Genomic DNA, 22,510 nt, shown 5'->3' with positions numbered 1-22,510 from the left:
CATCGTAGTTTGTGCCCTTTTCACGCGTCAGCCCCAGCTGGCGTCACTATCCCTCTGAAAACTACACCGTGAATCACGGCCAGAGCGGACCGGAGTAAAACACTTAATGTCTTTTGACTCTCTCGGCCTGAGTGCCGATATTTTGCGTGCGGTCGCCGAACAAGGCTACAGCGAACCCACACCGATTCAGCGCCAGGCGATTCCTGTGGTGCTGTCAGGCCGCGATCTGCTGGCAAGCGCCCAGACCGGCACCGGTAAAACAGCCGGTTTTACCTTACCGTTGTTACAAAAATTGTCGGCGAAAGCCGGTACTGCGCGTGGCCGTCGCCCGGTGCGCGCGCTAATTCTGACCCCAACCCGTGAACTGGCGGCGCAGGTCGGCGAAAACGTCAGCGAATACAGCAAATATTTACCGCTGCGTTCACTGGTGGTGTTTGGTGGTGTCAGCATCAATCCGCAAATGATGAAACTGCGTGGCGGCGTCGATATTCTGGTTGCGACGCCAGGCCGCCTGCTGGATCTGGCACATCAGAATGCAGTGGACCTTTCGCAGGTTGAAGTGCTGGTGCTGGATGAAGCGGATCGCATGCTTGACATGGGTTTCATCCACGACATTCGTCGCGTGTTAGCAAAACTGCCAGCCAGACGTCAAAACCTGCTGTTCTCTGCCACCTTTTCTGATGAGATTAAAACGCTGGCAGAAAAGCTGCTTCACAACCCGGAACAGGTGGAAGTCGCACGCCGTAACACCGCGTCTGAACAGGTTTCGCAACAGGTGGTTTTTGTTGATAAAAAGCGCAAGCGCGAGCTGCTGTCGCAGCTGATCGGTGAAGGTAACTGGCAACAGGTGCTGGTGTTTACCCGAACCAAACACGGTGCAAACCATCTGGCTGAACAGCTTGGTAAAGATGGAATTACCGCCGCCGCGATCCACGGCAATAAAAGCCAGGGCGCACGTACACGTGCACTGGCTGACTTTAAGTCAGGCGGCATTCGCGTGCTGGTCGCGACGGACATCGCCGCACGCGGCCTCGATATTGAGGAACTGCCACACGTGGTTAACTACGAGCTGCCAAATGTCGCAGAAGATTACGTCCATCGCATCGGTCGTACCGGGCGTGCTGCGGCAACTGGCGCAGCACTGTCGCTGGTATGCGTTGACGAACATAAACTGCTGCGTGACATCGAGCGTCTGCTGAAGCGTGAGATTCCGCGTCTGGCCGTTGCCGGTTACGACCCGGATCCAGGAATCAAAGCGGAACCGATTCAAAACGGACGCCAGCAGCAAACGCGTAGTGGCGGCGGCGGGCGTGGGCGTGGTCCCGGCTCATCGATGCCACGGCCTTCTGGTGACAAACGGCCTCAGCAGGCACGTCGTCAGGGTCCGGCCTCGGCTGATAAACCGGCACGTCCACGTCGCCCGGCAGTGAAACGTTCCGGGAATAGCTAAGCGATGAGGGTCTTACTGGCGCCGATGGAAGGCGTGCTCGATTCGCTGGTGCGTCAGCTGTTGTCGGAAGTCAACGATTACGATTTGTGCATTACCGAGTTTTTGCGCGTGGTCGATCAGCTGTTGCCAGTAAAATCCTTTTATCGCCTCTGCCCCGAGTTGCATAACGCCAGCCGCACGCCCTCCGGCACGCGGGTGCGTTTACAGCTGCTGGGGCAGTATCCTGAATGGCTCGCCGAAAATGCTGCTCGCGCGGTGGAACTGGGTTCCTGGGGCATCGATCTCAACTGCGGCTGTCCTTCCAAAGTGGTAAATGGCAGCGGTGGCGGAGCGACGTTGCTCAAAGATCCTGAGCTGATTTATCGCGCTGCTAAAGCGATGCGTGAAGCCGTGCCTGACGAATTGCCGGTAACGGTAAAAGTACGTCTTGGCTGGGATTCCAGCGCGCGTAGCATGGAAATTGCTGATGCGGTACAGCAGGCCGGGGCCAGCGAGCTGGCGGTACATGGCCGCACCAAAGAGGACGGTTACCGCGCCGAAGCCATTAACTGGCAGGCGATTGGTGAAATCCGTCAGCGATTGCGCATCCCGGTTATCGCCAACGGTGAAATCTGGGACTGGCAAAGCGCGCAAGATTGTCTGCGTATTACCGGCTGTAACGCAATTATGCTCGGACGCGGTGCTCTTAACGTGCCGAACCTGAGCCGGGTGGTGAAGTACCACGAAGCGCCGATGCCCTGGCCTGGCGTGGTCGCGTTACTGCAAAAATACACTCACCTCGAAAAGCAGGGCGATACCGGACTTTATCATGTTGCCCGTATCAAGCAGTGGCTGGGCTATCTACGCAAAGCCTATGGCGAAGCAGAGGGTTTATTCAGTGAAATCCGCACGTTAAAAACTTCCAGTGCCATAGCTGGCGCCATCAATCGTCATGCGGCTGCTGGCAGTTTGTGATAAAAAAATCAGGCGACTGGGTAGCAGGCTAAAGGTATGATGGATGAAATTTTCACATAGCTTACAAGTCCGCCATGTCTGACGTCGCCGTATTGAGTAACAGCCAGCTCAATAAACGTATTCTTTCCGTCATTGTTTTTACCTTCTTTTGTTATCTTTCTGTTGGCCTGCCGCTGGCGGTGCTGCCCGGTTTTGTCAAAAACCAGCTGGGTTTCAGCTCGTTTATCGCCGGGCTTATTATCAGTTTGCAGTATTTCTCAACGTTGCTCAGTCGCCCGCAGTCGGGCCGCCTTGCCGATCGCCTTGGGCCAAAACGTGTGGTTATGCTGGGGCTGATCTGCTGCGGCATGAGCGGGGTGCTGACGATTATTGCGGCGTTAGTGCGCCATTTACCGATGCTCAGCCTGGCCCTGTTGGCGCTGGGCCGTTTGTTTCTCGGCATTGGTGAAAGCTTTAGCAGCACGGGTTCAACGTTGTGGGGCATGAATATTGTCGGACCGATGCAAACCGCTCGCGTCATTTCGTGGAATGGCGTCGCGACCTATCTGGCGATGGCAATTGGTGCGCCGCTCGGGGTGATGCTTAATGCAGGGTTTGGCATGAGCGGCTTCGCCGGACTGATTGCCTTAATGGGTATAGGTGGTTATCTGCTGGCTAACAGCAAACCGGCGGTCAGCGTTAGTGTGGGTGAACGCATTCCTTTTCATCGTGTCTTTTCGCGTGTCTGGCTATATGGCATGGCGTTGGGCTTTGGCACTATCGGTTTTGGTGTTATCGCCACCTTTATTACGCTCTACTTTGCCAGCCGTGACTGGCATGGAGCGGCGCTGGCGCTGTCGGTATTTAGCCTTGGGTTTGTGCTGGTGCGCTTGAGTTTTGGTCGCTTTATTACCCGTTTTGGTGGCCTTAACGTATCGCTTGTTTCCTTCCTGCTGGAATGCCTGGGATTAATCATCATCTGGCAAGCTGACAGCGCACTGCTGGTGGGGGGTGGCGCATTTCTTACCGGCTGCGGCTTTTCGCTGATCTTCCCGGCGCTGGGTGTTGAAGCGGTGAAACAGGTTGAACGTCAGGATCACGGCTCGGCGCTGGGCACCTATTCGGCATTCCTGGATTTGGGGCTGGGATTAACGGGGCCGGTCGCGGGCTTGTTTATCGGTCACTGGGGCATGCAGTCGGTGTATCTGGCGGCGGCAATGATGGTTTTGGGCGCGCTGTTAATTACGCTGCGGTTGCGGTTGCAAAGCACCCGACGTTAATCGGTGCACAACCTGATGCCGTGCACCGACGCGTAAATCTCCCGATCATGGCTGTCGCAGAACGCTTACAGCGGTCGCTGATTAAAAGTGGATAAACAGCCCATAAAGCAGAGCGGCAAGTAGGACGGAAGCCGGTAGCGTCAGCGCCCAGGCAATGGCGAGGTTGCGCAGGGTAGCGATCTGCAATCCTGAGCGGTTTGCTGCCATAGTGCCGGCAACGCCTGAAGAGAGAACATGCGTTGTAGATACCGGCAGGCCGAAGCTGTCAGACGCCCCAATGGTTATCATCGCCACGAGCTCGGCGCTTGCTCCCTGCGCATAGGTAAGATGAGTTTTGCCGATGCGCTCCCCCACCGTAACCACAATTCGGCGCCAGCCAACCAGGGTTCCCAGCCCCAGCGCAATTGCCACCACCACTTTGACCCACATTGGGATAAAACGCGTGGCGTTGTCCAGCTCAGTCCCTGCAACATGGCATTTGCGACGCCTACCCCAATAACTGAACCAATTAATGTGTGCGATGACGATGATGGCAAACCAAAATACCAGGTACTGAGGTTCCAGATAATCGCAGAAAATAGCAGGGCGTAAATCATGGCGAAGCCATTGTTGCTGGCGGTCTGCAGAATCAGCTCCACCGGCAGCAAGGAAATTATGCCGAATGCCACCACGCCACTGGAGAGCAACACGCCGAGAAAGTTACATATTCCCGACCATATCACCGCGACGCCTGGCGTCAGGGAGCGGGTATAAATCACCGTTGCCACGGCATTCGCCGTGTCGTGAAAGCCATTAATAAACTCAAAACCCAGCGCTATCAGCAGCGCCAGACCCAGCAGCAGGAAGGGAACATAGCTGGTCACCGCCGTGCCTGTTTCCTCAACATCCTTGAATAAATTCAGCCCGGCAAATAGCAGACCTGCCGCCAGAAGAGTGAGAAACAGCGGTTTTGAGAATCGGCTACCTTTACCGTTGAAATCAGGACGTCCTGGTGTTGAGGGAGTAGACGACAGACTATTTTCGCTCATGGCACACCTCGGGTTTCACATGCCAGATGTCAGTTTGCATCCGCTATGGGCAGTGTGATACACGCTTTGTATGACAGTAAAATGATCGGCGTCGGCGCGGAGCACCTTTCTGCAACCGCTATTGTTCAGAGTATGGCAGGCAGCCTGATGCCTGTAATTAACGGCGTTTTTTATTCATAATGAAAAACCCCTACTCGTTGGATGTTCAACTTTCGGGGTTCATGGCACAGCGGGTTATCGCTAACGAAGCAATGATTATGAATTGTCGTCGTTAGCAGCGGCGGGCTGAGGTTGTGTTTGCTGGGCAGCGTTTGGATCCATGGCGTTTGCGCCCTGGGCGGTCACTGGCGTCATCGGTTCTTCTTTCGGCTGTGCGTTCTGACCTTCTGGCACATCGACCGGCGTAGTCTGCACATTATTCGCAACAGCGTTAACTTTAACCGGCATACCGGAGCGGCGCTGAATCGCCCGGTTAACTGCGTCCTGGTTCACACTGTTATCAACCAGCACCTTACTTACCGCCTGGGTCAGCGTAATCGGTACAAGCTCGCCTGAATTGAACTGTTCTTCGGTAGTAGAAAGCGGATTGTGCACTTCTACATAACGTGAGCCATCGGCTTCCACCGTCGCTTTCACCGGTTGATCGACGAACTGTACGCGCGTACCCACTGGCACGTTCTGGAACAGCCATTTGATGTCGTCGGCGCGTAAACGTACGCAACCGTGACTTACGCGTAAGCCGATACCAAAGTTGGCGTTAGTACCGTGGATGGCATACAGACGGCCAATATACAGCGCATACAGGCCCATTGGGTTATCCGGGCCAGCCGGGAACATTTCCGGTAAGTTTTCACCGCGTGCAGCATATTCTGCATGCATCGCTTTGGTGGGTGTCCAGGTCGGGCCATCTTTTTTGCGTTGTACGGTAGTGGTCCAGTTAATGGGCGTATCTCTACCCAGTTCACCGATACCGATAGGCAGAACCACGACGGTTTTGCTGCCCTTCGGATAGTAATACTGACGCATTTCCGCGCTATTAATGACAATGCCCTCACGCGGTGCGTCAGGCAGAATCAACTGTTGCGGGATAATTATTTTACGGCCAGCCTGCGGCAGATAAACGTCAACGCCTGGGTTAGCTTCCAGCATATTACTGAGGCCCATTTGATACTGCGCCGCAAAAGCTTCCAGTGGCAATTTGCTGTCTTGTGGGACGGTAATTTCAATATTTTCCCCAACCAGCCGGCTGTTTGCCGCAGGTAAAGGATAAACCACAGCGAAGGCAGACTGGCTGAAAGCGGCCAGGGCCAAAGCGATTGTAGCGAACGCGCGAATACTCATTTTCATATTTTACAAGTCGTTATCGCCATATTTCAGGCTTGTCAGTGTATTGAAAGCGTGCCGGTCAGGGTGACCCGCTGCGCATTATATGTTCATTAAACTGATGTTGTGAATCAGGATCTTAGCTGTCCTGACACAGTTTACGAAACTTCTCACCTTAACCAGGTGTTTCATATAGCTATTTTAGACGAAATATCCCTCTTTCAAGGCTGCCACAATGTCACTTCACCGCTGAGTTTGCGGTTCAGGAAAAAAGCGGCACTGATCAACGCCAGATGGGTGAGCGCCTGCGGAAAATTGCCCAACGCATGGCCACGGCTGTCGAACTCTTCAGCATACAGTCCCAACGGATTGGCGTAGCTGAGCAGCTTTTCAAATTCAAATTGCGCCTCCTGAATGCGTCCGGCACGCGCCAGGCATTCGACGTACCAGAACGAACAGGCACCAAACGAACCTTCCGATCCCTTCAGCCCATCGGCAGGAGTCTGGCTAATATTGTAGCGGCGTACCATGCCGTCGCTGACCAGCTGGGTTTTAATCGCGTCGAGCGTGGCCAGCCAGTCAGGATCGGTGGCACCGACAAAACGCACCAGCGGCATTAACAGCATTGACGCATCAAGGTATTCACCGTGACGCGTTGAGACAAAGTGACCGCGATCGCTGTTCCAGAAGTTCTGCCAAATATCTTCGCGAATATCGCGGCGCGCGCGATCCCAGCGTTCATAAGGCATCGGTAATGAACGTTTCATACCAAGGCGTAATGCACGATCCAGGGCTACCCAACACATCAACCGGGAATGCAGAAAATGCTCCGGCTCGCCGCGCATTTCCCAAATTCCGGCGTCCGGTTGATTCCAGCTGTCGCACAGGCGATCAATCATTTGCGAGACTTGGCTCCAGCCGCGCTGGGAAATCGCTTCGCCGTATTTATTGGCGAGATAGATGGCGTCCATGAGTTCGCCATAAATATCCAGCTGGATTTGCTGCCAGGCGTCATTCCCGATGCGTACTGGCCGGGAATGACCGTAACCCGAAAGGTTAAGCAGCTCCATTTCGTGTAGTTCGGTGCTGCTGTCGAGGCGATACATCACCTGTAAACGCATCTCGTCATGATGGCTGTTTTCAACACAACGCCCAACCCATTTGGTGAAGTGCTTAGCTTCACCAACGTAGCCGAGACGCATTAAGGCATACATGCTGAATGACGCGTCACGGATCCAGGAGGCGCGATAATCCCAGTTACGCTCTCCGCCTAACTCTTCTGGCAAACCAAAGGTAGCAGCGGCAGCAATGGAACCGTGCCGGTGTGAGGTCAGTAATTTCAATGCCAGTGCCGAGCGCTGCACCATTTCCTGCCAGCGACCGCGATAATTACTTTTCGCGCACCAGCGCCGCCAGTAAGCCAGCGTCTCTTCAAAGCAGCGTTCAGTGGCAATGGCTTCAACATGCGCATCGTCAACGCTACCCAATTCAAATTCGGCGTGTTCCCCGGCTTTCAGGACAAATCTGGCCGTGGCGGCATTGTCATCCAGCGTCATCACGACCGTCGCGGCAAGGCGCAACGACGGCTGGCCGTCAGCGTGAAAATCAATACAGCCGCGCTGAGCTTCGGCGCGGGTCTGTGCACGCGCATAATCATGACGCGGTGCACAACGCATGGTGAAATGCGTGCTGCCACGCACCATTTTTACCCGTCGAATCAGGCGGGGCAGTTTATCGGCATCATCGCAAATTGGCATATAATCAGTGATTTCAGCCACGCCTTCATTACCCAGCCAGCGCGTTTGCAGGATATTGGTGTCGGGGAGATAAAGCTGCTGGCGGCGAACGTTTTTCCAGTCCGGTGCAAGAGAAAACAAGCCGCTGGTTTCCCCATCAAGCAGCGCGCTAAATACCGAAGGACTGTCAAGTTCTGGCCAGCAGAGATAGTCAATCGTACCGTCGTTGGCGACCAGGGCGCAGGTGCGCAAATCGCCAATAACACCATGATCCTCAATTTTGCGTTTTACCGTACTCATCCATTACTCCCGGTTAGTGTTAACCCTAACTATAGCCAGGAGACGCAATGCGGCTCCGCTTGGGCACAGATAGTTAAGTTCTATACTTCTTTGACACACTTTTTAAGGAGGCAGCAAGCAATGACGACGCAATCCATTAAAGTAGCCGTGATTACCGCTTCGGATTCAGGTATCGGCAGCCGTTGTGCTGAAATGCTGGCAGCACAGGGCTTTGACATTGGCATTACCTGGCGCTCGGATGAAAAAGGCGCACAGGACACTGCGCGGCGGGTACGTGAACAAGGCCGTCGTGCCGAAGTCATTCAGCTTGATCTTGCCGATCCGCCACAGGGCGGTCAGTCTCTGCAACAGCTTATCGATAAATTTGGCCGCATTGATGTGTTAGTCAACAACGCGGGGACAAATATTAAAGCCGATTTCCTGGATGTGAAGTTCGAGGACTGGCGCAACGTTTTTAGCGTCAATGTTGATGGCGCATTTGTCTGTAGCCAGATTGCCGCGCAAAAAATGGTAGAGCAGGGCGAAGGGGGCCGTATTATCAACATCACATCGGTACATGAACACACGCCACTACCTGGTTCCGTGGCCTATACCTCATCCAAACACGCTATCGGCGGCTTAACCAAATCAATGGCGTTAAGCCTGCTGCCACACAATATTCTGGTGAATGCTGTTGCGCCCGGTGCCATTGCCACACCGATGAATGATATGACCGATGCAGACGTGCATAAGATAAAAATGCCGGAAATACCGGCAGGCCGGCCCGGCGACACGCATGAAATTGCCAGTATGGTGGCGTGGCTATGTTCAGAATGGGCAACATACACGACCGGTCAGTCGTTTATTATCGATGGCGGATTTATGCTGGCGAATCCGCAATTCAAAGGTTACTGATCTGCCCGTTTGGTGTGCCAGCGGCGAATCACCCAGCGTACAAGGAACGCAAATACTATCGCGCCGACCAGCCAAAGCACATGCTTTAAGTGCTGGTCGAGTGCGTGCAACCATGGCGTAATAATGCCGCCAGCAAAATAACCCAGCGTGACAAAAATCAGTGCCCAGATCGCCGCTCCAGCGACATTCAGCAGAAAGAACTTCATGGGTTTGAGCCGACTGGCGCCAATAATAATCGGACCAATCAAACGAAAGCCGTACATAAAGCGCACGCCAATGACAAACAGGCTGGGACGACGCTTTATCAGGCGGTTCGCCTTAATTATTTTATCCTGATGCTTTTTAAACCGACTCAAGATGCGCCTGCCATAGCGTCGGCCCAGCCAGTACAACAACTGATCGCCCACCACACCGCCCGCCATCGCGGCTAAAACGACGCCGCTAAAATGCAACAAGCCTTCATGCGCCGAGACCCCGCCGAGCAGGGTAAAGGTTTCTCCTTCAGCAATGCAGCCGATAAACAGCGCCAGATAACCGTATTCGGTGATTAACCCATTAATATCAAAATGCAAAACTGACCTCCCTGTTTGATGATCGCCAGCTTCAGTTTATACGCTAACCGCCTGGGCTTCCGCTCAGTAGCGTAGGTAATGGCCTTTTTCAGCTGATTTATTCAGCAATCGCCGCAGAAATTGCGGCGACGTTTATACTTGAAAATGAAGCTGCCCTTAAGACAAGTCTGCAGGTGAGAAGGGGCGGCCCATCGCATCAGAGGAGTGTTTGTATGAATCATGTCTGGGGTCTTCTGTCGCATCCGAACCAGGAAATGCGCAACATCAAGCAAGAGAACGAAAGCGTTTCGCACCATTACGCCCACCATGTTCTGTTAATGGCTGCCATTCCGGTGATCTGCGCCTTTATTGGTACAACACAGCTGGGCTGGAATCTGGGCGAAGGGCGTTTTGTGCAACTTAATCTGCTGACCGGGATTGGGCTCGGTATTCTGTTTTATCTGATTATTCTGGGCGGCGTGGCGGTTATGGGACGGGTCATACACTGGATGGCGCGTGATTACCCGCAACGTCCTAACGTCCAGCGTTGTACGGTGTTTGCAGGCTATGTGGCGACTCCCCTGTTTTTGAGCGGGCTGGTGGCGCTCTATCCGCTGGTATGGCTGTGTGTTTTTGTTGGTGCACTGGCACTGGTCTATACCGGTTATTTGCTGTATGTCGGTATTCCGCTGTTCCTGAATATCGATCGTGAAGAGAGCCTGCGGTTTTCTGGCTCAACGCTGGCCATTGGCGTACTGGTGTTTGAAGTGCTGTTAGCCATGACCGTGATCCTGTGGGGTTACGGACCACGACTGTTTTAATCCTGTCGCTGCCGCCGCACTGGCGGCAGCTTTTTTAACGCCCGGAAACAATCTCGCCAGGAAAAGGGGGAGACTTCAGCGTATGATGCTGCAGCCAGCCCGCGTGCTCACTGACTGATCGGGAGCGGGCGGCCTGTGTCTGAACACAGCGCACAATCTTAACCGGGTCTTTTTCTTACGATGCCTGCAAAAATTCGTTTTTCACTGCTGTCGCTGGCGCTGCTCGTTTCCGGGCAGATACAGGCGCTTCCGGCTCATGCGGCGACGTCGCTGTCGCAGCTGGCACCGATTGCTCAGCCACAAATTGCTTCTGGCAGTGCGATGATCGTCGATCTCAGCACTAATAAAGTGCTGTTCTCCAGCCATCCAGATCGTGTGCGACCCATTGCGTCTATTACTAAATTAATGACAGCGATGGTGGTGCTGGACGCCCATTTACCGTTGGACGAAATGCTGACGGTAGATGTGAGTCAGACACCTGAAATGCGCGGCGTATTTTCTCGCGTTAAGCTCAACAGCCAAATCAGCCGCCGCAATATGCTGCTGCTGGCGTTGATGTCATCAGAGAACCGTGCTGCAGCCAGCCTCGCGCATGCCTATCCCGGCGGCTATAACGCCTTCATTCGTGCGATGAACGCTAAAGCGCGCGCCCTCGGCATGACCCACACCCACTACGTCGAACCAACGGGCTTGTCCATTCAGAATGTCTCCAGCGCAGAGGATCTGATCAAGCTGCTGAAAGCCACGCGTGAATACCCGCTGCTGGGACAGCTCAGCACGACGAAACAAGACACTGCGGTATTTGCGCATCCCGCTTATGCGCTGCCATTCCGTAATACTAACCACCTGGTTTATAAAGATGACTGGCGTATTCAGTTGACCAAAACGGGTTACACCGATGAAGCGGGGCATTGCCTGGTAATGCGCACCCAAATCAACCATCGTCCGGTTGCGTTAGTGGTGCTGGATGCGTTCGGTAAATACACGCATTTTGCCGATGCGAATCGCCTGCGCGACTGGTTAGAAACGGGCAAGGCCGCGCCAGTCCCTGCTGCTGCGCTGGCTTATAAAAAACAGAAGGCGTCGCAGGTGGCCAGCAATGCGGCCAGCAGCTCCGCAATTGAGTAAAGTCATTCGGTGCTCACTTCGGTGGGCACCATGAGAATTACCCCCTATTCCTATAGTTTCATGACCCGCAAAATCCTACACTACGCGCGAACGGCGAGGGAATATCGCCTGATTATTGTGCCGGAATCTCATTCTCATGTTTAAGTTAAAATCCTTTTTTATGCTATTAATGCTGGCTCTGGTGTTCTTTGCCCCTGGACTCAGCCTGGCAGCGGACGATGCGGCGAGCGCCGCACAGGAACAAGAGACGCAACCCAGGGTGAATGCCGCGGTTGAGCTGCCAAAAATGCAAAAGATCCTCGACAAGATTAAAGGTCAGGTGTCGGGTGAAACCAGTGAAAGCAAACTCAGTCAGCTGAATGAGATGGCGCTGGAGCTGTCAGGTAATGCCGATACGCTGGGACAGGCATTGCTGCCGGATCGTCAGCAGCTGGAAGCCCAGCTGGCGGTGCTTGGACCGGCACCGAAGTCAGACAGCGATATGAAAGAGACCGCGGAAGTCACGCGTAAACGTAACGCGCTTGAGAGCCAAAAGAGCAAAATGGACGCGCAGATCAAGCAGGCCGAAGGCATTAAAAACGGCGCACTGACGCTCTCTTCGCAAATCGTTAACCTGCGTCGCGATCAGCTGAAAAGTCAGCTGGCGCTAAACTCCGGCAGTATTTTCGGCCCACGTTTCTGGGCCCCGGTGTTCAATAGCCAGGATCTTGATGGCGAAAAGATCAGTGATTTCCTTGACGAGTTGCAAGATACCGCCGGGCTGTCCTGGGAACCGGGCTGGCGTTTCGGCACTATCGCCTGGCTGATTGCCGCCATACTGGTGATGGTGCCGGGCCGTCGTTACAGCGAAGAGTTTCTCGCCAGCATCAGCATTCATAAAATGCCTGAAGGCCGACTGCGCCGCAGCTTTCTCGCTGCGGCTATTGCGCTAACGACCCTGGTTGCGGTGGTGCTGACGTTCAACTTTATTGCGCTGGCTTTTACACGCCGTGATGAAGTGTCTACCGATGTACAGGACTTTGTGGATCGTCTGGTGCAGCTTAGCGTCTATTGTGGACTGATTGCGGGTTTAGGACGTGCCTTCTTATCTACGCGTCGTCCAAGCTGGCGCTTACCGGCGATTTCTAACGACGTCGCTCTGGCACTGAAGCCATTCCCGCCGATTACGGCGTTGCTGGTGTTTATTTTCCAGACGGTAGAAGCGTTTAACTACAGCGTTGGCACCAGCCTGAATACCACCATTTTTGCTAACGGCCTGACCGCGTTGCTGATTGGTAGCACCGCGCTGGCTATCAGCATACGCACCAATCGCGCTCGCCGTCGTATGGTGCAGGCAGCCACGCCGCCCGAAGCGCGCTCGACGTTAGTCGGGCTGATACATATGGCGCTGACGCTGATGGCGATTGCAATTCTGCTATCGTTGATTATCGGATACGTTACGCTGGCTCGCTTTCTGAGTTACGAGGTAATTTGGTGCGGTATTCTGTTCGGCTCGTTTTATTTCCTCAGTCATCTGTTCAACGACGGCTGTGAAAGTTTATTTTCCACCAACAACCCATCCGGCAGGCGTATTCAAAGTTCGCTAAATATTGATGAGCGCCACCTGCAACAAACGGCAACGGTATTAGCGGCCATTGGCAAAACTTTCCTGATTTTGTTTGTGGTACTGGCGTTACTGAACGCCACTTTCGCCTCATCAACCCCGATTGAATTGTTGCAAAAAGCCATCGAATTCTGGGGCGGTAAGGGGCTGGAATCGCTCAATATTGTTCCGGCGCACATGGTCAATGCGCTGGTTTGCCTGATCGTCGGTATTTATGTGCTGCGTTCGGTACGTCGCTGGCTGGATAGCGATTTTCTGCCGAAAACGACCATGGACGTTGGTATGCGCGTCTCGCTGGTAACGCTGTTCAGCAATGTCGGCTATGTACTGATTATTCTGCTGACGCTGTCGATCATGGGTTTGCAGTGGAACAAGCTGGCCTGGATTGTTAGCGCCTTGTCGGTCGGTATCGGTTTTGGCTTGCAGGAGATCGTAAAGAACTTTATCTCAGGACTTATTCTGCTGACCGAACGTCCGGTGAAAGTGGGCGATCTGGTGAGCATTAGCGGAATAGAAGGGGATATTCGCCGCATCAACGTGCGTGCTACCGAGATTCAGCTTAGCGACAAGTCAACGGTCATTGTGCCGAACTCGCAGCTTATTTCGCAAAACGTACGCAACGCGACCATGGGCAATGCGCAAGGGGTGGTCACCATTCTGCTGACTTTCCCACTGAACATCGATCCGGTACGGGTACGTGAAATTTTGCTGGAAGTGTATAACGAAAACGAACGCATCCTGGAAACACCTGAGCCGTCAGTATCGTTTAAAGATTTGACGCCGGAGGGCATTGTGCTCAGCGTCACCGGTAATGTGTCGAGCCAGCGTCAGATCTCTGGAGCGAAAAGTGATTTGCTGTTCGACATTCTTACCCGATTGCGTAAAGAGGGCATCGTGCTGTCAGCGCCACAGACAATGATTATCGAACGTCGGCAACAAGCGGCGGCTGAAGAGCCGATGCCGTAAATATAAAAAGGCATTCACTATAAAGAATGCCTTTTCTATAAATTTTTTAAGAAAAATAGCTTAAATTTGCTTTACCGCCCAGCCTTTCTGTTTGCTGGTTTTTCCAATGCCGGGATTAAAACTGTTGGTCGGATCAAGTTGGCGATAAAACGAAGCCAGTTGCGGCCTGGCCTGATACAGATGCCCGACGTTGTGCTCTGCCGGATATTCTGCGCCGCGCGCCTGTAAGATTTCCAGCATCTTCTCCTTCAGCGCGTGCACATCTACGCCCTTTTTCACGATGTAATCCTGATGGAATACATGACAGAAGAAATGGCCATAGTAGAGGCTGTGGCTCAGCGATTGGGTGATTACCGGCGGCAACGTTTCAAACCAGTCGCGATCGTTGCGACGCAGAGCAATATCCAGTGCCAGAATATCTTCGACATCATCCGAATGCACCGCGTGGTAGCGTACCGCAGCACCCGCGGCGGCAAAACGATGCAGAAACGCGTGTGCACCTTCTGTGCCTTTACACTCAAAGTACTCGCCCCCGCCTTCACGAAAACAGTCTTTCAGATAATCACGCGCTTCCTGCACGCCATCACCGGACATTTTCAGCATCAGATGATGCGCGTACTTATCACGATATTGTTTCATTCGCTGCGGCAAATGCGCCGGAAACAGGCGGCTCAAACGCTGTAATACACGATCGCTGAAATGTGGCTTAACGAAAGATAGCTTTGCCAGCCAGGCGTCAACGCGACCTTTCAGGGTGAAAAACAGCGGCATCTTGTCAGTACCGAGCTTGTCGATCATCAGGAAGGTGTCTTTGCCGTAAACTTCAGCGATGTCATAAATATCACGATGCATATATTCGCCAGCAACCGGCAGGTTTTTGAAGTGCGCCAGAATATGACGGCGCATATCGCTCAGCACCCCAACATCGTTGGTGCCAATATAGAAAACCTGCTGTTGCGGTTCGATGGGAAAGGTGTCGAGTCGCACTGCAAAGACAGCCAGCTTACCCGCACAACCTGAAGCTTCAAACAGCCGACGCGCATCTGCATTAAAACGCGCCGGGGTATCGGCGTCGATTTCGCGCACCCGCTCGGCATATTCACTATCCGATGCGTGGCGGCCATCATGTTGTACATCTTTGGGCTGCCAGCGATCATCATCCAGGCGACCTAAAATCTCTTCTGGTGACGCACCTAAATCAATACCTAAGTGGTTCACCAGTTTTAATTTACCCTGCGCATCAATCTGCGCGAACAGCGCCATTTCGCTGTAAGCCGGACCGCGTTTGATTAGCGAACCGCCAGAATTATTACAGATACCGCCGAGTACCGATGCGCCAATGCATGAGGAGCCGATCACCGAATGCGGCTCGCGGCCCAGCGGCTTGAGCGTTTTTTCCAGCTGATACAGCGTGCTGCCTGGAAACGCTAAAATTTGTTTGCCATCCTCGATCAGCTGTAACTTATCAAGCCGTAACGTGCTGATGATCACTAATGGCCGATCGTAATCGTTGCCGTGCGGCGTCGAGCCTTCTGTCAGTCCGGTATTTGCGGCCTGCATCAAAATAATAACGTCGGCATTTACCAGTATTTGTAAGGTCCGCCACAATTCCAGCAGCGTACCGGGAAAAACCACGGCTAAGGCATCCCCTTCGCCTGAACGAAAGCCTTTACGGTAGCGTGCCGTCTGTGCTGCTTCAGTCAGGAGATGGGAGGGGCCGACTAACCTGCGTAAATCGGAAAGTAGGGCAGAGATGTTTATCATGGGCAATTCCCTTGTCTTATTCGTGCGTCATTAATGTAGCACGTCAGGCGCACGGGACCAGTGTGCCAGCGTCAGCTACCCGCTATTCTGAACTTGTGGCACACTGCCGCCTGTTAATTCGATACTGCGTAGTCACTTAAGAGAACCCGATCTGATGAAATGGATTTACTCTGTTAGTCTCGCTGTCTCCCTCGCTATGCAACCCGCACTGGCAGAGGAGCTGATTAGTCATCATCCCATGACGGAACAGGCGCGCGACGCCTTCGTCAACGATCTGCTAAAAAAAATGACGCTGGATGAAAAAATCGGCCAGCTACGTTTGATAAGCGTTGGCCCCGATAATCCTAAAGAAGCAATCCGCGAGATGATTCGCAAAAGCCAGGTCGGCGCGATTTTTAATACAGTGACGCGTCAGGACATTCGCGCCATGCAGGACCAGGCCATGCACCTCAGCCGTCTGAAAATCCCTCTGTTCTTTGCCTATGACGTGGTGCATGGACAGCGCACGATTTTTCCGATTCCGCTGGGGTTAGCGGCGAGCTGGGATCGGGATGCGGTGAGTGAAGTGGGCCGCATTTCTGCCTATGAGGCTGCTGATGACGGTCTGAATATGACCTGGGCACCGATGGTCGATGTCAGCCGCGAACCGCGCTGGGGACGCGTCTCGGAAGGCTTCGGTGAAGATACTTATCTCACTGCGGAAATGGGTCGCAGCATGGTGAAAGCCATGCAGGGCAAAAGCGCGGCCGATCGCTATTCCATTATGACCAGCGTAAAGCACTTCGCGCTGTATGGTGCAGTGGAAGGCGGGCGTGATTACAACACGGTTGATATGAGTCCGCAGCGCATGTTTCAGGATTACCTGCCCCCTTATAAAGCCTCGCTAGAGGCAGGCAGTGGTGGCGTGATGGTGTCGCTTAATACCATTAATGGCGTACCGGCGACCGCCAATGGCTGGCTGTTGAAGGATCTGCTGCGCGGACAATGGAAATTCAAAGGCATCACCATCAGCGATCATGGCGCAATTAAAGAGCTGATTAAGCATGGCGTGGCCAGCGATCCACAAGATGCGGTGCGCATTGCGCTGAAAGCTGGCGTCGATATGAGTATGAGCGATGAGTATTACAGCAAATATCTGCCGGACCTGGTGAAAAAGGGGGCGGTGAGCATGGCGGAAATTGATGATGCGGCGCGCCATGTGTTGAACGTGAAATACGATATGGGGCTGTTTAACGATCCCTATAGCCATCTTGGTCCGAAGGAGAGCGATCCGCCGGATACCAATGCCGAAAGCCGCTTACACCGTGCTGAAGCGCGCGACGTGGCGCGTAAAAGTCTGGTACTGTTGAAAAATCGTCTGGAAACCCTGCCGCTGAAAAAAACGGGCACCATTGCACTGATTGGCCCCCTGGCAGACAGCCAGCGCGACATTATGGGAAGCTGGTCAGCCGCAGGCGTGGCGAAGCAATCCATTTCGTTGCTGCAAGGTATGCGTAACGCCACGGCGGGCAAGGCGACGCTGCTGTATGCCAAAGGCGCCAATATTTCTGATAACAAAGGCATTCAGGATTTCCTGAATCTGTATGAGCAAGCGGTATCCGTTGATAAACGCTCTCCGCAGCAGCTGCTTGATGAAGCGGTAGAAAAGGCTAAGCAGGCTGATGTGGTGGTTGCTGCCATCGGTGAAGCGCAGGGCATGGCACACGAAGCATCCAGCCGTAGTGAGCTGCTGATTCCACAGAGCCAGCAAAAACTGCTTGCCGCGCTGAAGGCTACCGGCAAACCGCTGGTGATTGTGCTGATGAACGGTCGTCCGCTAGCGGTCGCCAATGAAGATCGCATGGCGGATGCGATGCTGGAAACCTGGTTTAGCGGCACCGAGGGCGGTAATGCTATCGCTGATGTGCTGTTCGGCGATTACAATCCATCGGGCAAACTGCCGGTCTCTTTCCCCCGCTCTGTGGGTCAGATCCCGATTTATTACAACCATTTGCCTACGGGCCGTCCTTACAATTTTGAAAAGCCAAATAAGTACACCTCGCATTATTACGATGCGGTTAACGGTCCGCTTTATCCGTTTGGTTATGGCCTGAGCTACACCCGCTTTACGGTCTCGCCGGTTACGATGTCGTCGCGCACCATGCCGCGTAACGGCACGATTAACGCCAGCGTGACGGTAACCAACAGCGGCAAACGTGACGGCGCTACTGTGGTGCAGATGTATCTGAATGATCCGGTGGCGTCCCTGAGTCGTCCGGTGCAGGAATTGCGCAGTTTTAAACGCATCATGCTAAAAGCGGGCGAATCGCAGACGGTGACGTTTAAGATTGATGTTGATGCGCTGAAGTTCTGGAATCAGCAAATGCAGCACGTGGCGGAGCCGGGCAAATTCAATGTCATGATCGGACTGGATTCTGTGCGAACCCAGGATGCACAGTTCGATTATTTGTAAGAGGCGGAGGTGCGTTGCTCTTTATGCTTATGATGAAGTAAGGGAGCAACGCACACGATATAACATGAACATTCGGCAACGCATTCAGCAACACGTCTTTCGTCTGAACGGCCTCTCACTTAACGAATTCGACATTTCTCAGCCACCCGGCGATCCAGGTCTGTTTGGCCCGGACAGCATTATCTGGCGTGTACATGGCGATTTCACTTCGATGATGTGTGGCGGTATCAGCGCGCTACTGCTGCAAATGCTGCATCCCGCCGCGCTGGCAGGCGTGTGGGACCATTCAAACTTTCGTGAAGATATGCTGGGACGATTGCGTCGTACCAGCCAGTTCATTGCGGTAACTACCTTTGGTAACCGCCACGATGGGCAGCTACTTATTGAGCGGGTAAAGCGTATCCACCTGAAAGTGACCGGCGTTGATAGCGCAGGCAAACCTTATGCCGCCAGCGATCCGCACTTACTGACATGGGTGCACGTAGCAGAAACCAGTCGATTCCTTGCCGCTCACCTGCGCTATAAAAATCCCTCTCTTACGCTGCCCGAGCAAGACCGCTACTACCATGAGGCGGCTAGTATCGCCGAAGCACTGGGCGCGCAGCAGGTGCCTAAAAGTTGCGCGGAAGTCGAACATTATCTGCAGGTCATGCGTAGCGAATTGCGCTTTGATGCGCGCACCGCCGACGTCACGCACACGCTGATGAACGCGCCTGCACCAGGCTGGCAGGCCAGGCCGGTGATGAATGTTATGCTGAAAGCGGGAATAAGTTTGATGCCGGACTGGGCGCAGCAAATGTCAGGTTATCGTGTTGGTCGCTGGCAGCAATACTGGCTTGATCGGCAAATTAATCTGGTTGCTGGCACCTTGCGCTGGTCAATTCAGCGTGGCGCTTATCAGCGCGCTATGCTGCGGATGGGAAGAGAGCCTTAATATTCTGCCAGGCTCGCTTACCGGTTTAACGTACCTACAGACAATGGGCAGGTTGAGGGCTTATAACGAATTGGCTTTAAACCGCCTGCCTTAAACTGTGCTTTTCACACTTTGAGAGTTTTACCCTTGCCTCATGTGGCAGCAGTCAGGATCCTGCTCTAATCTCGGGGAAAAAGAATTCCTCCCGCTTTGTTGAGGCTCTATGACGTATCAACCCCTGATTGCTGAAGTCCACAATCAGCAACATACCCTGACAGCGATTGTCGAGCAAAATGCGCGCACCGCTTATTTCTACATTGTCAATACCGATCGAATTCTGACCCACCCTGCCAAAGTAAAACTGACCCACCCCCTTTGAATCATTCGAGCGTTGTTGCTTTCGTTTTCTTCTGGAGTTGACCGCTTTTCAGCTTATCTTTCAGTCGATAGCTTTGGCCGCTGATTTGGGCGATATGCGCATGGTGAAGCAGCCGATCCAGCATCGCTGCCGTCAGTGTCTCGTCATCACCAAACGTTCCGGACCACTGCGTAAACGGCAGGTTGCTGGTCAGGATCACGCTGCCTGACTCATACCGTTTAGCGACTACCTGGAAGAACAGGTTCGCCTCCATTTTACCGAACGGCAGATATCCCACTTCGTCGATGATCAACAGCTTAGGTTTACCTACGACGCGGTTCAGGTAGCCCTTCAGGTCACCCTGACGATGTGACGCCATCAGTTGCAGCATCATGTCGGCGGCGGTAATGAACCGAATGCTTAAACCCGCCATCGCGGCCTTATAGCCAATGGCGGTCGCCAGGTGCGTTTTGCCGACGCCAGAAGGCCCGAGCAGGACAACGTTCTCCTGACGTTCGATAAATGTCAGACCCGCCAACTCCTGGATCTGACTTCGTGGAACGCCACTGGCATAGGCGTAATCGAACTGCTCCAGTGTTTTTATCACCGGCAGGCCTGATAACCGCAAAATGGTCTGGCGACGCCGTTCGTTCTGGCCATCATGCTGGAGCTGCAAAACGGCTTCCAGGAAGTCGGCATGCGTGCCGCTGTTGTCGATGGTCGCCTGTGCCACACCCGGCCACTCTGCCGGCAGGCGGTCGAGCTTGAGTTGCTCGCAGAGCGCGGCAATACGATCATGTTGAAGGTTCATGCTGGCACCTCGAGCAAGGCCTGGTACGTTGCCAGAGGATGTTGCAGGCTCTCGGTCGGCACCGGACGCTGGCTGAGCGCTGGGACAGGTGCAGGCAATGCCAACGTGACCTTCGGTAACGGCAATAGCGCAGCACGCTCGCGCGGCATGCGCTGCTCAGGCGGTACGCCTGTGGTGCCATGCACTCGTGTGTTCGCGACGGTGACCAGCCACTCGCCGATGCGTGTGTTGGCAGCAGGTACATCCAGTACCAGCCCGGCCTGCCGGAAGGTCGCGGTAAGAGGCACGATAAAGCTGTTCTTGAGGTAATGGTTAAACCGCTCAACCTTACCCTTGGTCTTGGCGCGATAGGGTCGGCAGACCTTGGGAGTAAAGGCATACTTCTCGGCGACGTGCATCAACTGCGGGTTCCAGCGATGCTTACCGGGGCCGTAGACATCGCGCTCAATGATGATGGCCTTGGCGTTGTCGAACAGCAGCTGATGCGGCGTCCCGCCGAAGAACCTGAGCGCAGACTCAATGCCGTCACACCAGGCAGCGGAGTCCTGGTTGCTGTAAAACTTGACGAAAGTCGCGCGGCTCCAGCCCAGCGTGGCGACAAAGGCCAGCAATGGGTTATGACCGAGTCTGATGATGGTGAAATCAACTTGCATCTGAAAGCCAGGCTCGGTCTCGAAGCGTGTTACCTCTTCAGTGACGGGCTGCTTAATGGGGTGCAGGAAAGCGGTCAGCATGCTGTAACCACCCTCGTAACCACGCTGACGGATCTCGCGCAGCAGCACACTGGCGGGTATCCAGAGGGGCCTGGCAGCGGCCACGCGCTCAAGGGTATAGGTCTTGAACGGGTCAAGCTTGCAGGGTCTGGGTGCGCGAGGCTTGTAGCGCATATCCGCTACGGGCAGCGGGGTACGAATATATCTGCGAACGGGCTCACGAGAGCATGAAAGCTGGCGCGCGATGGCGCGTATCGACATGCCCTGACGGTGTAAAACACTAATCTCCACTCTGGTCTCCAATGTCATCATTGGCAGTGCCTTAAAACTGCCATTTTTACCCTAGGTGGGTCAGATTTACATCGGCAGGTGGGCCAGTTTTACATCGGTAGCGACACTACATCTGGCCGACGGATCTGTTTCGCAGTCAGTATGCAGTGCGCGGTTGCTGGCTGCGTAATCTTGCGCCCGCGCCCGCCCAGGAAGATCGCGAAGCGATGGAGCAGGGTATTGCACCGCTACTGAGCGCAGAGTTTTGCCGCACGCTGGAAGCCGAGCCGGCACTCGATCCTGCGGGTTTGCAGGTGCTGTGGGAACCGAGTGATGATGGCGCTGCACTGTGGTATTACGGCCAACTGCTGGCGGTGATCCCAGGGTGGAGCCTGTATCAGGACAAACAGGTCAGCTTTTCCGCAGGCTGCATTAAAAAGAACCGGCTGACTGCGCCGCTGGGTTCCGCATCTACCAATGATTACTATGCCCGTGCCGTACAGCAGCGTCAGTTTTGGCGCGAATGGCACGACGGCAGCGAATGGGACAGGGTGCAAAAAGATTTGATGGCGTGTTATCAGGCGCACTTCGGCGAGTCGGTAAAATATTACGCTATCGATCAGGGAAGCTGGCCACCTATGGCGATTTCCCAGCACTGGTATCAGGGCGCGTGGTATTTCCTGACGCTGGGGATGAGCATTCGTCCTATGCCGCAAGTGGATTATCTGTTTGATGAGCTGGCTCCTCAGTATCGCCGGGTTGAACTGGCGATGGCGGTTGACGGCGAAGTGATGACGGAAGGTAACGCGGTACAAATGGCCAGCGCGTTGGCAGAGTTTGTTCATCTTCCCTGGGCACGCCTGACATGGCTGGGCGAAGGGCATACGTTAGCGTCAGAAGTTGCGCCGGTTGGTTTTGAAAGTTTTTTGCTGGCGAACGAGCTGGCAGAAGATAAAGCGCAGTTTAAATTACCGAAACGCGACAGTGACCGGCCTAAATTACTGTGGGCCACCCCCGTAACGGAAGCCGAGCGGATTTTCGCTCAGGCAGATGAGCATGGCGGCCAGCGTCTACGCGAATTGCTGACCGCGCAAGGGAGCAATCACATTTTCCGGCCAAGGCAGCAGGTCGTGGATTCGGCGGAATAATTTTTTAGTTTGTGGGAGATATTCCTGATCCCCGCAAACTAAATTCTCACCCTAATCAATAATTTCTC

16 protein-coding genes and 2 pseudogenes are annotated in these 22,510 nt (G+C 54.0%); 11 read left to right on the top strand and 7 right to left on the bottom strand.

Features of this window, described 5'->3' with window-relative positions; genetic code table 11:
* The first annotated feature begins 106 nt into the window (after positions 1-106).
* The 3 genes from rhlE (at position 107) to H2P46_RS01355 (ending at position 3,663) form a co-directional block, all read left to right on the top strand.
* The gene (rhlE, locus tag H2P46_RS01365) at positions 107-1,450 is read left to right on the top strand and encodes an ATP-dependent RNA helicase RhlE (RefSeq protein WP_193403413.1); all 1,344 of its coding nucleotides are present in this window, start codon (positions 107-109) and stop codon (positions 1,448-1,450) included.
* Positions 1,451-1,453: 3 nt separating this feature from the next.
* The gene (dusC, locus tag H2P46_RS01360; protein ID WP_193403411.1) at positions 1,454-2,404 is read left to right on the top strand and encodes a tRNA dihydrouridine(16) synthase DusC; all 951 of its coding nucleotides are present in this window, start codon (positions 1,454-1,456) and stop codon (positions 2,402-2,404) included.
* 74 nt (positions 2,405-2,478) lie between these two features.
* Positions 2,479-3,663: an MFS transporter gene (locus tag H2P46_RS01355; protein WP_193403410.1), complete on the top strand. Its 1,185-nt coding sequence runs from the start codon at positions 2,479-2,481 to the stop codon at positions 3,661-3,663.
* An 81-nt stretch (positions 3,664-3,744) separates the two neighbouring features.
* Here the strand turns inward: H2P46_RS01355 and H2P46_RS01350 are convergent.
* The 3 genes and pseudogenes from H2P46_RS01350 to H2P46_RS01340 all read right to left on the bottom strand — a co-directional run bounded on the left by H2P46_RS01350 (position 3,745) and on the right by H2P46_RS01340 (position 8,050).
* Positions 3,745-4,691 (bottom strand): annotated as a pseudogene (locus H2P46_RS01350) (inorganic phosphate transporter).
* Between the two features lie 255 nt (positions 4,692-4,946).
* Positions 4,947-6,038 (bottom strand): L,D-transpeptidase family protein, encoded by a 1,092-nt coding sequence (locus tag H2P46_RS01345; RefSeq protein ID WP_193403408.1) that lies wholly within the window; start codon positions 6,036-6,038, stop codon positions 4,947-4,949.
* 197 nt (positions 6,039-6,235) lie between these two features.
* Complete coding sequence (locus H2P46_RS01340; RefSeq protein WP_193403406.1) at positions 6,236-8,050, bottom strand: glycoside hydrolase family 15 protein; 1,815 nt, start codon at positions 8,048-8,050, stop codon at positions 6,236-6,238.
* Positions 8,051-8,170: 120 nt separating this feature from the next.
* Between H2P46_RS01340 and H2P46_RS01335 the strand changes: the two genes are divergently transcribed.
* Positions 8,171-8,944, top strand: a complete 774-nt coding sequence (locus H2P46_RS01335; protein WP_193403405.1) for an SDR family oxidoreductase — start codon at positions 8,171-8,173, stop codon at positions 8,942-8,944.
* Here the strand turns inward: H2P46_RS01335 and H2P46_RS01330 are convergent.
* Positions 8,938-9,516, bottom strand: a complete 579-nt coding sequence (locus H2P46_RS01330; RefSeq protein ID WP_193403403.1) for a DedA family protein — start codon at positions 9,514-9,516, stop codon at positions 8,938-8,940. The two genes, H2P46_RS01335 and H2P46_RS01330, sit on opposite strands and share 7 nt — an antisense overlap.
* A gap of 212 nt (positions 9,517-9,728) precedes the next feature.
* On the opposite strand from H2P46_RS01330, the gene H2P46_RS01325 reads away from it, so the two are divergent.
* The 3 genes from H2P46_RS01325 to H2P46_RS01315 all read left to right on the top strand — a co-directional run bounded on the left by H2P46_RS01325 (position 9,729) and on the right by H2P46_RS01315 (position 14,013).
* On the top strand, positions 9,729-10,316 hold the full coding sequence (locus H2P46_RS01325) for a Yip1 family protein (RefSeq protein WP_193403401.1): 588 nt from the start codon (positions 9,729-9,731) through the stop codon (positions 10,314-10,316).
* Between the two features lie 180 nt (positions 10,317-10,496).
* Entirely contained in the window at positions 10,497-11,444 is a 948-nt protein-coding gene (pbpG, locus tag H2P46_RS01320) for a D-alanyl-D-alanine endopeptidase (protein WP_193403399.1), read from the top strand.
* Between the two features lie 136 nt (positions 11,445-11,580).
* Complete coding sequence (locus H2P46_RS01315; RefSeq protein ID WP_193403397.1) at positions 11,581-14,013, top strand: DUF3772 domain-containing protein; 2,433 nt, start codon at positions 11,581-11,583, stop codon at positions 14,011-14,013.
* 60 nt (positions 14,014-14,073) lie between these two features.
* Here H2P46_RS01315 and dld read toward each other — a convergent pair whose 3' ends face one another.
* A complete protein-coding gene (gene dld / locus H2P46_RS01310; protein ID WP_193403396.1) occupies positions 14,074-15,777 on the bottom strand; it encodes a D-lactate dehydrogenase in 1,704 nt (567 codons plus the stop codon).
* A gap of 154 nt (positions 15,778-15,931) precedes the next feature.
* Here dld and bglX point away from each other — a divergent pair, with 154 nt between their 5' ends.
* The 3 genes from bglX to H2P46_RS01295 all read left to right on the top strand — a co-directional run bounded on the left by bglX (position 15,932) and on the right by H2P46_RS01295 (position 19,521).
* Positions 15,932-18,229 (top strand): beta-glucosidase BglX, encoded by a 2,298-nt coding sequence (gene bglX, locus H2P46_RS01305; protein ID WP_193403395.1) that lies wholly within the window; start codon positions 15,932-15,934, stop codon positions 18,227-18,229.
* A gap of 64 nt (positions 18,230-18,293) precedes the next feature.
* Positions 18,294-19,163 (top strand): oxygenase MpaB family protein, encoded by an 870-nt coding sequence (locus H2P46_RS01300; RefSeq protein ID WP_193403394.1) that lies wholly within the window; start codon positions 18,294-18,296, stop codon positions 19,161-19,163.
* A 202-nt stretch (positions 19,164-19,365) separates the two neighbouring features.
* Complete coding sequence (locus H2P46_RS01295) at positions 19,366-19,521, top strand: hypothetical protein (RefSeq protein ID WP_193403393.1); 156 nt, start codon at positions 19,366-19,368, stop codon at positions 19,519-19,521.
* Position 19,522: 1 nt separating this feature from the next.
* On the opposite strand, the gene istB is transcribed toward H2P46_RS01295, so the two are convergent.
* Together istB and istA are read right to left on the bottom strand one after the other, a co-directional pair.
* Entirely contained in the window at positions 19,523-20,311 is a 789-nt protein-coding gene (istB, locus tag H2P46_RS01290) for an IS21-like element helper ATPase IstB (protein ID WP_193403211.1), read from the bottom strand.
* Positions 20,308-21,336 carry an IS21 family transposase gene (istA, locus tag H2P46_RS01285; protein ID WP_193403392.1) on the bottom strand — a complete coding sequence of 343 codons (1,029 nt, stop codon included), beginning with the start codon at positions 21,334-21,336 and terminating at the stop codon, positions 20,308-20,310. Before istA ends, istB begins: the two co-directional genes overlap by 4 nt.
* A gap of 86 nt (positions 21,337-21,422) precedes the next feature.
* Between istA and H2P46_RS01280 the strand changes: the two are divergent.
* A pseudogene (locus H2P46_RS01280) lies at positions 21,423-22,442 on the top strand (suppressor of fused domain protein); the annotation flags it as partial.
* Positions 22,443-22,510: the final 68 nt, after the last annotated feature.

This window comes from Mixta mediterraneensis, assembly GCF_014946725.1.
Classification (GTDB): Bacteria; Pseudomonadota; Gammaproteobacteria; order Enterobacterales; family Enterobacteriaceae; genus Pantoea; species Pantoea mediterraneensis.
This window is presented reverse-complemented; position numbering and strand designations above follow the sequence as displayed.